This is a genomic window from Nitrospinota bacterium (assembly GCA_009873635.1).
GTDB lineage: Bacteria > Nitrospinota > Nitrospinia > Nitrospinales > VA-1 > LS-NOB.
The window spans coordinates 1-13119 of sequence record WAHY01000008.1 but is presented as its reverse complement, the minus strand read 5'-3'; the positions used below and the strand labels follow the sequence as shown (position 1 = coordinate 13119).

Genomic DNA, 13119 nt, shown 5'->3' with positions numbered 1-13119 from the left:
ACATAGCGGTCACTGTACAAGCCTACCGTGGCGGTGCCAATGTGATAGACCTTTGCTTTCGGCAGGTAAACGGCTTTGAGCCCTTTTAACTGCCCGCGCATATTGATGTCGACATCTTCCGCGAAGATAAAAAAATCTTCATCGAAAAGGCCTACCTGTTTGAAAAATTCACGCCGGTATATTCCCGCTCCCGCACAGGCTCCAAAAACGTATTCTTCTTTTTCGTATTGCCCGGTATCTTTTTCTCCCTGCCCCCTGCCGCCTCCTGCCGACCAGCTGTGAAACAGGTCACCGGTGTTGTAAAAAACATCGCGGTTGTCGAGAAACATCATTTTAGTGGTGCCCATTCCGCATTCTGGATGCCGCTCCATGCCTTCATAAAGCTCTTTCAGCCAGTCGCGGGTTACTTCGATATCGTTGTTCAGCAATACAATATATTCTGCGTTGGAGGCTTTGATCCCTTCATTGCAGGCTATGGCAAACCCCATATTATCGGGCATTTTCAGCAATCTCACCCAGGGATATTTTTCCTCAATCATTTCCCGGGAACCATCGGTCGAACCGTTATCGACCACAATGACTTCATGTCCATCAAAATCCAGCCTGGCAAGAGAATCAAGGCACATGCCAACGAAACGCATTCCATTCCAATTTGGTACCACAATACTGACTTTCAAGGGCAAACCTTTCCTGGGATCATTTTTTATCTCCACCTTTTCGGTGTTTTCTCCTAACTTCTGAACAGTCTGTTGCATATCTTTGGCCTTTTGGTCAATGTTTTTCAGTAATTTGTTGGCCCCCTGATGTGAGGACTGATATTTAAGACATTGTTGTAACAATGGGTATTGCTTATCGGGAGAAACCATTAATGCCATTCTGTACCAGGCGTTGGCTCTGATATGGGAGTAATTTTTGCTCGATGTCGCGATATCTTCAAATAATTTATAGGATTCAACCTGGTCACCAGATTCTAACAGCGATGAAGCCAACGCATAGTTCATAATGCAGTTTTCCGGATCTTTTTGCAGATAGAGTTCCAGAGTTTTGTGTTCAGTTAATTGGCTGGAATCCAGTTTTGCCAGGTTTCTAACGATCAGAGTCTGCAGCCATTCGCGTCCATTTTTGTCGGCAGCATCCCAGGCTTCCGCGTACAGATCTTTAAGGCCATCCTGGTCCCTGAGGTTTTGCAGGCATTCAACAGAAAACTGCCAGCAATCATGTCGGTCAGGTTCCTTTTTCCTGATGTTTTCAAACTCTTTTAGTGCTGTGGCGTAATTGTTGTTGCGCTTGTGAAGCAACCCCTTTAAAAAAGCATCTTTTAATGTATCGTCCAAAAATGTGTCGTTCAAGCTATGTCCAAAGCGTTTTATTTCTTCCTCAAGAAGGGTTACCGCTTCATCATGTTTTTCCAGTTTGAGTTTTTGGTTGCAAAGTTTAAGCCGGGTATTGGACCAGTTTGGAGCATATTTGAGCACTTGTTCAAATGCCTTTTCAGCCAATTCGGTGTTGCCCATGGCAACATAGGCTTCTCCCATATAGTCATAACCTTCCGCATCATATGGATTCAGCTTGACGAGTTTTTTGCATTCCTTGAGTACTGTGGCCAGCTTTCCTTGTTCCTGGTCGGAACGGTCAAAACCCGGGGCATGCCAGTTTGACTGGGTGAGGGACTCCAATTGCCTCATTTTCTCTTGCCAACCTAGTTCCAAAGGGTTGTCCGGACAAGGTTTTACAGAATCAAGGCGGTAAACAGGGAATCTAGCAAGCACAACCTTTAAAAGTTTGTAACGCAGACCGGTTAATTCTTCAAGACGTGCAATATCCAAATCCGTATAGCTTTTGACCAGGTATTTGGGTTTGTGTTTTATGAGCCCGCCTATAAAGCTATCGTAAAAACCTTCCAGATCGGGTGTGTCCCACGGGCCGATAGTGTAATGCAGGTAGTTGTCTGAAGCGGGTGAACCGGTCAGGTGGTAAAGCTGAGAAAAAGTCCCCCAGACAAAAATTCTCTCATTGCTTTCACCTCGCATTCTCATAAGACGTTTAAGCATTTTCCCTAATCTGGGGAGATAAAGGTATTGATCAAATTTTTCGTAATGGATCAGGGTTTCAGGTGCGGTCGGACGGAGATAATAAAAAGCCAGGGATTTTAAATTCCAGATCAGAAATACGGCGAAACCTGAAAGGATTATTGCTGTCGTGGATGGTGCCAGAGTCACCATGAAATTTATTCCCAGACCACAGCCCAGTGAAAGCAGACCAAACATGGGAAGGTAATGGTATCTGGAAAATGCCCGCTGAAAAACTATCATGCTTATCAGGGTCAGGCTAAAAACACTCAACCAGATATTTTGATTTTGGATGCAGTAGATTGTCAAAGGGATGAGACCCAGCCAAATAGGTAGAGCCTGTTTGAATAGTTTTCCAACTTCAAACAAAACGCTAAAATGCATTCTTTTGGTTCGAGTCAGTCTCAGAGTTGTGGCCATTCTGGTTTTCAATTGTTTCCGCGAGGGGTTATCCCAAAACCCCATCTTCCATTCAATCAGGTTGGAGCCTGCCATCACCCCTCCACAAGCCACTGCAAACTGTAAAGCGGAAAGCCCACCAAACTCATACCAGACTAAAGGAGCTAGAACTCCCGCGAAAAGGGAGGTGGTGCACTTGCCAATGGTTGCGAAACCAAAACAAATCCCCGCGATAATTACCCACTCAGGCCCAGCTTGCAGGAAAGCCAGCCCGGCAAAAATAAAAGGGATGTAAAACTGTTCAAAATTGAAAGAGCCTGCAGTCAGGTCTGGAGATGTGCCATAAAAGGAATAGAGCAATGCTCCTGTGAAACTGGCCCAATGGTTATGGGTTAAACTCCACAAGGCTGCGTAAATAGCCAGTGAACTGGCAATGTGAAAGGCTGTTTGACAATGGCGTATGCGCTGGACGCCTCCTTCGGTGGAGCCAAAAACCTTGTCGAACAACAGCATTTTCCACATGGGGATGCCGATGAGCTGGAGATCTTTTTTCCATTGAAACCCCAGGCGTGCGAATCTCGCCCGGTAAGTGTAAATGGCGAAGTCATCGTCTATGGGAAAATCCCGAAAGGGTCTGCGAAATAAAATCGCGGATAAAGAAACTATGATTAAAAATGTCAGGGTCTGCAAATCCATGATGAAAGGGAATTTTACCCAAAATATTAGAAAATACAGTTGTGAGCGGATTGTTTCCGCGGGAAACTCGTTTTCTAAATTTTGCAGTTTTTTTTATTTGCTGTAGCAACCTGCCTCTAGTCAGAGGACAGACCTAGCCGGTCTTTTATTAATCGGATAAATTTCAAGGTTTCTTTAGCACAGACTGGAGGCCATATATGAGTAGGCCAGGCCTTATGAGTATAGATAATGGGGGCTTGGGGATCAACCTTCAATTCCTGTTGCCTGGGCATGCATCAGGTCAGCTTGATTTTCAGTGCGAGATTGAGGAGAATACCTGCAACGTCAATGAATAAAGGAGGTTTAAATGCAAGAAGATTTCACAAAAGCTTTTAAAGATATAGAACAACGAGTTGAACTTCTCCGGAGGTTACTTTGACGTTGATGATAAGGAGAAGTCTGTAAAGTCCTTAGACGAAGAAACTGCCCGCCCGGGATTTTGGGATGATAATGAGTCCGCCCAAAAAGTTCTGCAAAAAAGGTCTGGCCTGCTGCGCACGATAGAAATCTGGAAAAATCTTGAAAATGAAAAAGAAGACCTGGGTGCAATGCTTGAGCTTTCTGCCGAGGAAGAAGACGCTTCCATGGATGAAGAAATACAGTCTTCTTTAGCTAATTTGGCAGAGCAATTGAGCCAGGCCGAATTGAAGGCCATGCTATCTGAAAAAACAGACTTTAATAACGCTATCATGGCTATTAACTCAGGTGCCGGCGGTACCGAATCTCAAGACTGGGCAGAAATGTTATTGCGCATGTATCTACGATGGGGAGATCGCAACGGTTATAAAACAGAAGTGCTTGATACCCAGTATGGAGATGAGGCAGGAATAAAAAGTTCGACGGTGTTATTTTCCGGGGATTACGCATTTGGTTATTTAAAAGGAGAGGTTGGGGTTCATCGTTTGGTGCGTATATCTCCTTACGATTCCAATAAAAGGCGCCATACTTCTTTCGCATCGGTTTTTGTTTATCCCGAGATCGATGATGATATTGATATCGAAGTGAAAGAAGAGGATTTAAAGATAGATGTTTATCGTGCTTCAGGACCTGGAGGACAAGGGGTGAATACAACTGACTCGGCGGTTCGGCTGACCCATGAGCCTTCAGGTATTGTTGTTCAGTGCCAAAATGAAAGATCACAGCATAAAAACAAGGCTTCAGCACTAAAAGTTCTAAAAGCTCGACTTTATGAATTGGAACAGGAAAAAATGGGTGAAGAAAAAAAGGAAATGGAAAAGCAAAAAAAGAAAATAGAGTGGGGCAGCCAGATTCGCTCTTACGTTCTTCATCCTTACCAGTTGGTTAAAGATTTGAGGACGGGTGTCGAGGCGGGAAATGTGGATGCGGTGCTGGATGGTGAACTGCAACCTTTTATCCAGGCATTTTTGCGCTTTGATAAGACTGGACCAGAGGAGGGAAAGGAATGAAATCGGCGTTCCAGCCATCTTTGATCAATGATCCGTATGGGGACCCTGGACTTCTGGTGCGTTTTCTTTTGCAGAAGCGTGCTTTGTTGTTTGACCTGGGTGATTTATCTGCCGTGTCAAATGCTGACCTTCTCAAGGTTTCCCATGTTTTTGTCAGCCACACCCATATTGATCATTTTATTGGTTTCGATAGGATGTTGAGGACACTATTTGGTCGTGAGCAAACTTTAACAATTTTTGGGCCAGAAAATATCATTCAAAATGTTGCGGGCAAACTGGCAGGTTTCACCTGGAATCTGGTTGAGCAGTATGATGAATCACTCACCATCGAAGTTGTTGAAGTATGTAAAACTGAACTGTTGAAAGCCACCTTCAGGGCGATTGAACGGTTTAAACTTTGTGAAGAAAAAAAAGAACCCTTTGTCGACGGGTTGATTGTGGATGATCCTGCCTTTATGGTACGCACGGCAATTCTGGAACATAGGGTGCCCTGCCTCGGCTTTGCGTTGCAGGAGAAGCCCCACGCTAATATTGATAAAGAAGTTTTGGAGTCCATGAATGCCGAGCCAGGCCCCTGGCTGAATAATTTAAAGGAAAGTGTTTTGCGAGGTGATCCGGAAACCTCGCTGATTGAGGTTCCGTTTAAAGGAAAAGAGTGTGCCCGCACAGAAAATATTCCATTGGGTCAGCTCAAGAACGATTTGATAGAGGTTTTCCCGGGACAAAAAATCGGCTATGTGGTGGATACAGTATTTAACGACCGTAATAAAAAGAAAATAGTCGAATTGGTGGATTCCGCAGATATTTTCTTTTGTGAATCACCCTTTCTAGCCGATGAGGAAGAACGGGGGAGGCAGCGTTGCCATCTCACATCCCGTCAAGCTGGGTTTCTGGCACGTGAGGCGGGCGTCAAACAACTACAGGTCTTCCATTTTTCATCCCGTCATAAAGGTTGCCGGGAACAGTTTTACAATGAGGCTCAAGAAGCTTTTCAAGGATAAGAGAAGCAAATAATGAAAAGTACTGAAAAAAACGCCCAAATTCTCCTGGTAATTTTCATCATTCTAGGTTTTAACTATGGCGTTAGTTTCCAGCAGTTTCTGCATTTTGACTGGACCGACCCTAAAGGGTTGAGTGACTCGGCAAGTTACCTTGCTATGTCAAATGGAGAAGCTGGCGTTGCCACAATTCATAGATACCGTATCATCATTCCTTTTCTTGCAGACGTTGTTAGAGATATAATTCAACCCCTGGTGCCGGTTGAGAAATTGCCTGCTATTGATGCGCTCAGTTTTTATCTGGTTAATTACGTGATAACCAGTTTGGCAGGTTTGTGTTTGTACTTCTTTCTTCTTGAGTTGAAGTTTAAGCCTGAGATGGCTTTGCTGGGAGTGTTTGTATTTTTGGGCAGCCGGATTACAATTCTCTCGACAGGTGGTCCGATGGTGGATTCGTTATATTATCTCGCAATCATTGTTATCGTCTATTTGTGTTTGACCCAAAGATCAGTGTTGTTCAGCTTGTTGGCGCCAGTTTTAATTCTTACCAAAGAGACTACGATGCCTTTTTTGTTTCTTCCATTCTTCGTGAAGGAAATGAATCGAAAATTAATCCTTCTTTCATTGTCAGTATCTTTTGTCGTCCTATTTTGGATGAGGAGCATGATCTCGGCTGATTTGCCAAATGTGGGAAGTTCAGAAAATACGCTCCTGACAACCGTCGCTAATCATTTTTTTTCAGGACTGGATAACCTGTCTCAAAGTTATTTCACTTTAACAGGTTGGCATGATCTCTTTTCACCTTTCACCGTATTCTGGTTGATCGCTTTTTGGGGCGCATGGCTTGAATTTAGTAAGATAGAAACTCATTATCAGATCCCGCGTTTTTTATTATGGACAATTCCCATAGCATTTGGTTTCACTGTTCTAAGTTCAAATGCGGGTCGCATGCTGCATAGTTTGTTCCCCATTGTAATTCCTTACGCATTAATTGGTATTGACTGCTTATTGTTCCGCAAACAAGCAGGTGAATGAATCAAGTTTTCGATTTGACCTTTTTGTAAATGACAACTTTTTCGCGGGATGAAGGTGAGCGGAACTCGTGTATTTGAATGTCGTAGGTGTTGTTGACCCATATGGCTGGAGCATCCAACTCCATCCTGCTATAGTTGTTAGCCAGAAGAACTTCTTTGACTTTTCTTGATGCGGAATCTATATCTCCTGATTCCTGGAAAGGTCTATCTTTTCCTCTTAGCACGATCCAGCCAGGTGGTTGAAGAGTATTGAGTTCTTCGTTCTGGATCATTCTCATTCCTGTGTAAAAAGCCACTGACTCGAATTCACTATCTATATAACAGGTGTCACCGGGGTTCCCGTGTGTTTTTAAAAACCTTACCACTGCATCAAGAGGTCCTTGGTAAACATGGCTGATTTCGTATAAATAATCGAAATACACAGATTTGAAATTGACCTCTCGTATGAAGCTGGCATAGGCATTTTCCAGATACGGGCTGCTCTGAAACCATTCTGAATTATTTTTAACAAGTGACTTTAATGGCAAGAGCGGCCCAACGTGAAGAATATTTGTGGTGATGAGAAGTGTTGCCACACAGCTTTGCATTAAAGGATTTTTGGGAAGTATATTTGCCAAAATAATGGCCAGTAGCAGAAAGAGCAAGGGGAAGCTGGAAATTATGTATTGCTGGAGAGGCATGGAGTGGGGCAGTGCTGTGAGTAGCATGGTCATGCTGCAAGTTATAAGCAGACTGATTTGTTTGGCGTAACCTCGCATCTGTTTAAAAAATAACAAGGGAAGTAAAATAAATGGGAAAATATAATTGTTGACCTGAAACAGAAAACCAAAAAGCCTTTTTGGAAACCCTTGCAATGTAGGATCAATGAGTGTGCTGGTGGAAGCCAGATGTTGTGAGACAAGCGTGAACATGGGAGAAATAAAAATTAACCATGGGATGCAGAATACCCCTGTGATTCCAGCTGCCCAGGCGGCCCGGATCCGGTTTTCAGGAAGTGTTTCCCTTATGTGTATAAAATAATGAATCAATATCCCTGCGATCATCCCTGCGAACTCCACATACATAGTATGAAAAAAAATTATGGAAACTGCTGTAAGTGGAAAAGGGTTCCATTTTTCCTTTTTGTATATGTCTATATAGAAATTTAATAGCAAAACAGTGAGCAAAATGGGGGTGCCAACGTACCGTGCGGTGCGAAAATAAATCAAGGCAGGAATGGACGAAGCCAGTAAAAAGGCAGCCAAAAAAGCGATTAATGGTCTACCTGTAAACTTCAGGGAAAACCGGTAGAAAAATATAACAGAAAGCAGACCGAATATAGCGAACGGAAGTCGAGCCGCATATGTAGTTTGCCCAAAAATAGACAGAGAAAATGCCTGTGCGTAGTAAGAAACCCAGGGGCGATAGACAAACAACCCGTCATACACATCTGCAAACATCATGGAATAATTTACTCCATCAGAATGCATCGGAAGCCCAAATTTGAGAATGGTTGTGGTGATGAATGTGTCGGCTCCTTCATCGATTTGTAAGACACTGTCATCAAGTCCCATAAAGATCATCGGGCATGTATAAATAATCAGGAAAAACAGGGGGAAATGTTTGAACTTAAGGGATTTAATCAGGTTCATGGGCTGGTTTGCCAGAGTGGGTACGGGGGTGGAAAAAGCTAAAGCCATTTGTGATTATATTCGATAAGTAATAGAATTTAAAATATATTACTGGGAACAGTATCCGCGATCACATGATGTCTCCCAATATGAGCTTGCATCTCAAACCCCCCTCTCACCCTGAGGAGCCATGGTGGATATGAGGAAAGTACAAGAATGTCTAGAAGCGCCTTCGACAGAAGAACAGAATTTCTTTAGTCGAATGGCCGAAAAAGAAACATTCCCATGCATCTCTGTAGTAGTTTTGGCCTACCGTAGTGGTGAAGATATCCATAAGTTTGTTGAGTCCCTAATCAAATCCCTTGAAGAACATGAGCCGAACTGGGAAATAGTCTTGGTGGGGAACCACTTTGCTGATGATGGGGACCCAACGCCATCTATTGTCAGCGAAATTGCTGAGAACCATCCCCGAATTCATGCTGTGACCAAAATCAAGAAGGGTATGATGGGTTGGGATATGAAAAGTGGTCTTGAGGCTGCTACAGGAGAAATCATTGCAGTGATTGATGGTGATGGCCAAATGCCATTTGAAGATGTTATTCGTGTTTACAGAAAGCTAAAAGATGAAAATTTGGACCTGGTTAAAACTTATCGTATGCAACGCGGAGATGGAGTTTACAGAAAAACCATTTCAGTGGTTTATAATTTTATTTTTAATATTTTATTCCCAGGTCTAAACTGCAGGGATATCAATTCAAAACCCAAGGTTATGACTCGCGACGCTTATAATGCAATGAACTTGAATTCAAACGGATGGTTCATAGATGCGGAAATAATGATCCAGGCTGGAAGAATGAGCCTGAAGATTGGAGAAATTCCTACCGTATTTCACCAGATAAACTATCGTCCTTCTTTTGTTAAAATCAGATCTATTTGGGAATTTTCCATAAACCTTATCTGGTATCGTCTTTTCGGTATGTCCAAAATATAAAAGAGAGGTTGGACGCATTGCAAAAAGATTCCATTATCCTCCCGATAAAAAAGTTTATTAAACAATCCCCAGCGTTAACCCGTTTTCTGGCAAATTATGTTGACCATTTTTATGAGGACTATTCTTCCCACAAAGTATTCCTTGAAAATAATCGAAGCAAAGCTCTTAAGTTGAATTTGGGTGCGGGCGCAGACTCAATGGGAGATAACTTTCTGAATGTGGATTATTATCCTATGAAGGGAGTTTCTATGTGTGCAGATGTGCATCATTTGCCTTTTCGCGAAAACTCTGTTGATGCTGTGCAGTGTATGCAGTTGTCAGAGCATGTTGAAGATCCCCGAAAAATGATTTTAGAAATTCACAGAGCTTTAAAGTATGAAGGAGAAGTATTTCTCACTGCCCCTTTCATGTATCCTTATCACGAAGCCCCGATAGATTTGAGTCGATGGAGCCAGGAGGGACTTAAAAATCTGACGAGAGAATTTGTCCCGATCCGTGTCGGGGTCCTCGGAGGACCAACTGCCACACTTGTAGAAGCTTTACACGGCTGGTTGTCTATTCTTTTGTCTTTTAATTCTGACAAGTTGTACCAGATCGTTTACCTTATCTTGCTCCCTTTTTTGAAGCCCTTCAAAATTATCGATCGTCTTTTGTTGAATAAATACAACAGTTCCCATCGCCTTGCATCAATGATTTATTTTTATGGGAAAAAAGTAGAACGCCCGAATAAAGGACAATGAATATTCTTTTAACGGGAGCATCAAGCCGAATCGGATCAACTCTCATCAGAAGCTTGTCCAAATGTTCTGGTGTGAATGTCACTGCAATGGTTCATCGCTCTCTGGTGAATATAACCGGGTGTGAAATAAGGAAAGCAGACCTTAGAAATCCTGAATCGCTGGTCAAGGCGGTTGAAGGTATTGATGCAGTAGTTCATATGGCCGCGTTGACTCGTAGTGTGCGGGAATCAGAGTATTTCAGAATAAATGTTGAGGGCACGCAAAACCTGTTAGACGCATGTAAGCTGGCAGGAGTAAAGAAAATAATTTTTCTTAGTTCGCGTGCCGCATGCGAGGAGGGCGGAGGGTATTCGCGTAGTAAACTAAAGGCGGAACAATGTGTCAGGGAGTCAGGGTTGCAGTGGCTTATTCTACGTCCTTCAGAAGTCTATGGGCAGGGGTCGGGCGATGCTATCAACCGTTTAATCCAATGGATCAGGAAATACCCTTTGGTGCCTGTATTAGGTACAGGGCAGGCCAGGTTCAGTCCTGTATATATTGATGATTTGGTGTCCGCTATTAAACAATCACTTCTCGATGAAAAACTTGAAAACGAAACAATTCTTTTGGCCGGACCTGAAGAAATGACCCTTGATGAATTGGTGGATCGAACTTCAAAATGTTTTGGCGTAAGCAGGTCCAAACTTCGCCTGCCGGTGGGATTTGTAAGGCTTGGTTCGGAAGTATTGGCGGGTTTGGGAGTGAAAGTATTGGTTCCCGATCAGGTTCCCAGGTTATTGTGCAGTAAGGATAGGGATATCAGCAAAGCTTCGTCATTGATATCCTTTTCACCCAGAAAGCTTGAGGAAGGTATCGCCGCATATTGTTTGGTAAGAAAATAGACAGATGTTGACTGAAATGATTAGAAAGAATTATAAATGCTGAGATATTGATCCATAATAGATTCCCAATCAAAATTCTTCCTGATATGACTTTTAATTTTAGTTCCCATTTCTTGTCTGATATTTTTATCCTGTAATGAAATAATTCGATCACTTATTGATTTAGGATCATCAGTTGTCAAATAACCGGTTTCGCCATCAATGACAATATCTCTTGCCACTCCGACTCGTGTCGCGATAATAGGCAGTCCATGAGCTCCGGCCTCAATGAGAGGTTGTCCAAAATTTTCGTATTTGGACGGGTAAATAAAGATGTCTGCCTTCCTGTAATAATCTTTAAGTTCTTCCTGTGATTTTCTTCCTGTAAAAGTGACCTTGTTTTGCAAGTTGAGTTTCTGAGTGAGGGCCTGTAGTTCATTCAGGTAACCGGACTTGGTGACACTGCTGGTCTTTTCCTCTCCTCCTGCGATTATCAGGTGGAAGGGGAAATTTAAATGATGGACAGCCTGCAATAAAAGTTCCAGACGACGGACTCGTGCTATTCTGCCAACAAACAGGAGTTGAAGAACCTCACTCTCCTTTTTTTCAGTGTCATCTACCTCGATACCCATGGGAATGACATGAATTTTGTTTTTTGAGATTCCAAACTCCAAGGCATCTTCGTATTCCAGCTTTGAGGAAACAATAATAGCCTGGGCTCTTTTTGCAGAGCTTTTCAGGGTTAACAAGTCGTAAGCATGGTAGGGTAGCCTCTGGTAAAAAGAAGGGAGGTAATTTTTGAAACCAAGAAGAGAACCGTGAGTATTTAAGACAAATGGTTTATTTTTTAAAAGCGCAAAAAAAAACCGCTGTCGGTCTGAAAATTCCGATAATTGTGGCTGTGTAAAATGTCAAAACTTTTCAGATGTGAAATCATTCCTGCGCTAATGATGTAGCGCATTATTTTTAATTGAGATTTAAATCGATGTACAGATACCCTGCCTATATTTTCCCTTTCAGGTAGATCAGGAGAAACATCTGCATAGGTTGTTAAAACTGGTGAGGAGATCCCTTTTTCCTCGAGGTGTTCAGATAATTGAAAAGCTTGGTTTGCCGGGCCGCTGATATAAGGAAAAAAAGTTTCTATAGTGCGTAAGATTTTCAAATCTGCTCCAGGTTAGACGTTCCAGTTTGCCAGGGAGATTGATGGATTCTTTTTTCCAGTGCTTTTTTTTCATGATCCAGAATTCCGACGTGTTGGGTCAGGGTCCTCACTTGCTGAGTTAAGGCTGAAATACGGATAGAAAAATGCAGGCATATGATCATGAGGAATAAAAGCCCGAAAAAAAACAGTGTTGAAGTGAATAAGGTGGCTCCAACGAGACCTGAAACCCAGCGAATGGCATCCTCAGAAATTGAAAGAATCAGCATTACGGTTCCCGTGACCAGCCATCCCATTGAGTATTCTTCGCTCAAATGCTTTCTTCTTACAAGCTCAAATACATAGGCGACCAGGAAAATACATATCAAGATGGAGATTACCTGAATTCTAGGGGGCATGGGCTTACCTCTTTGTCGATTTTCTTAGCAGGGTTACAAAAATTGAAAGGAACATTTTGAAAACATAATAAATTGTTTTGTGTCCATGATGCATGGACTCTTTTTCAGGACTTGCATGCATGGTTACCGGAATTTCTTTAACTTTAAATCCACAACGATTCAGCAAAATAATAAAGTCTGCATCCGGATAGTCCGGAGGGTAATTATCGCTGGCTGCGAAATGGATAGCTTTCCCTTTCAGGGCCTGAAAACCTGAAGTGGGATCGGTAACTTTTTGTCTGCATAGAAAAGACGCAATACTGCCAAATAATAACATTCCAACAGAACGAAGCAGAGATGATTTGTAAGAGTCTTTACTTAAAAACCGGGAACCGATCACGACATCACAGTTTTCTTTTTGAACTTCTTCTATCAGGTCTTTAATGTTTGCTGGATCATGCTGGCCATCTGAATCCATTTGTACGACGATAGAATAATCATTCTTGACGGCATATAAAAAACCTGTTTGCAATGCTATTCCATACCCTGAGTTAAAGGGTAGGGAAATAACCTCAGCGTTATGTTCACGGGCTACTTTTTCAGTATTATCAGAAGAACCGTCGTTAATCACTAATATGGGGAACCCTGGATATTGCTTCTTGATGCCATCCAGAACTGCACCTATATTTTTCTCTTCATTATAGGCTGGGATGATGA

The 13119-nt window shown here is 42.5% G+C and carries 11 protein-coding genes; 6 read left to right on the top strand and 5 right to left on the bottom strand.

Translation table 11 applies throughout. From position 1 onward, the window contains the following. A partial coding sequence (locus F3741_06490) for a glycosyltransferase (protein MZG30444.1) occupies nt 1-3164 on the bottom strand: 3164 nt, incomplete at its 3' end. A gap of 346 nt (nt 3165-3510) precedes the next feature. Here F3741_06490 and F3741_06485 point away from each other — a divergent pair. The 3 genes from F3741_06485 (at nt 3511) to F3741_06475 (ending at nt 6663) form a co-directional block, all read left to right on the top strand. After that, nucleotides 3511-4630, top strand: a protein-coding gene (locus F3741_06485; GenBank protein ID MZG30443.1) for a peptide chain release factor 2 whose coding sequence is annotated in 2 segments (ribosomal slippage) — nt 3511-3570 and nt 3572-4630 — 1119 coding nt in all. Because the reading frame shifts where the segments join, the coding sequence is not laid out codon by codon here. Continuing rightward, nucleotides 4627-5631 carry a ribonuclease Z gene (locus F3741_06480; protein MZG30442.1) on the top strand — a complete coding sequence of 335 codons (1005 nt, stop codon included), beginning with the start codon at nt 4627-4629 and terminating at the stop codon, nt 5629-5631. Before F3741_06485 ends, F3741_06480 begins: the two co-directional genes overlap by 4 nt. Before the next feature lie 12 nt (nt 5632-5643). Further along, nucleotides 5644-6663, top strand: a complete 1020-nt coding sequence (locus tag F3741_06475) for a hypothetical protein (protein MZG30441.1) — start codon at nt 5644-5646, stop codon at nt 6661-6663. A 1-nt stretch (nt 6664) separates the two neighbouring features. Here F3741_06475 and F3741_06470 read toward each other — a convergent pair whose 3' ends face one another. After that, a complete protein-coding gene (locus F3741_06470; GenBank protein ID MZG30440.1) occupies nt 6665-8341 on the bottom strand; it encodes a hypothetical protein in 1677 nt (558 codons plus the stop codon). Between the two features lie 121 nt (nt 8342-8462). Between F3741_06470 and F3741_06465 the strand changes: the two genes are divergently transcribed. From F3741_06465 to F3741_06455, 3 genes are read left to right on the top strand one after another with little or no spacing between them, the layout of a single operon-like run. After that, nucleotides 8463-9263, top strand: a complete 801-nt coding sequence (locus F3741_06465; protein ID MZG30439.1) for a glycosyltransferase family 2 protein — start codon at nt 8463-8465, stop codon at nt 9261-9263. Between the two features lie 17 nt (nt 9264-9280). Continuing rightward, on the top strand, nt 9281-10003 hold the full coding sequence (locus tag F3741_06460; protein ID MZG30438.1) for a class I SAM-dependent methyltransferase: 723 nt from the start codon (nt 9281-9283) through the stop codon (nt 10001-10003). Continuing rightward, nucleotides 10000-10884 (top strand): NAD-dependent epimerase/dehydratase family protein, encoded by an 885-nt coding sequence (locus F3741_06455; protein ID MZG30437.1) that lies wholly within the window; start codon nt 10000-10002, stop codon nt 10882-10884. The genes F3741_06460 and F3741_06455 overlap by 4 nt, the downstream gene beginning before the upstream one ends. A gap of 20 nt (nt 10885-10904) precedes the next feature. Here the strand turns inward: F3741_06455 and F3741_06450 are convergent, their stop codons facing one another. The 3 genes from F3741_06450 to F3741_06440 form a co-directional block, all read right to left on the bottom strand. After that, nucleotides 10905-11612 (bottom strand): glycosyltransferase family 4 protein, encoded by a 708-nt coding sequence (locus tag F3741_06450; GenBank protein MZG30436.1) that lies wholly within the window; start codon nt 11610-11612, stop codon nt 10905-10907. A gap of 412 nt (nt 11613-12024) precedes the next feature. Further along, nucleotides 12025-12423, bottom strand: coding sequence for a DUF2304 domain-containing protein (locus F3741_06445; protein ID MZG30435.1), 399 nt, complete (start codon nt 12421-12423; stop codon nt 12025-12027). Between the two features lie 4 nt (nt 12424-12427). Further along, the coding region (locus F3741_06440) for a glycosyltransferase family 2 protein (protein ID MZG30434.1) at nt 12428-13119 on the bottom strand (692 nt) is incomplete at its 5' end.

What these genes read in the sequence shown, in the direction of transcription:
- F3741_06480 (MZG30442.1), top strand. Translation starts at nt 4,627, where the DNA reads ATGAAATCGGCGTTCCAGCCATCTTTGATCAATGATCCGTATGGGGAC.
- F3741_06475 (MZG30441.1), top strand. Translation starts at nt 5,644, where the DNA reads ATGAAAAGTACTGAAAAAAACGCCCAAATTCTCCTGGTAATTTTCATC.
- F3741_06470 (MZG30440.1), bottom strand. Translation starts at nt 8,341, where the DNA reads ATGGCTTTAGCTTTTTCCACCCCCGTACCCACTCTGGCAAACCAGCCC.
- F3741_06465 (MZG30439.1), top strand. Translation starts at nt 8,463, where the DNA reads ATGGTGGATATGAGGAAAGTACAAGAATGTCTAGAAGCGCCTTCGACA.
- F3741_06455 (MZG30437.1), top strand. Translation starts at nt 10,000, where the DNA reads ATGAATATTCTTTTAACGGGAGCATCAAGCCGAATCGGATCAACTCTC.
- F3741_06445 (MZG30435.1), bottom strand. Translation starts at nt 12,423, where the DNA reads ATGCCCCCTAGAATTCAGGTAATCTCCATCTTGATATGTATTTTCCTG.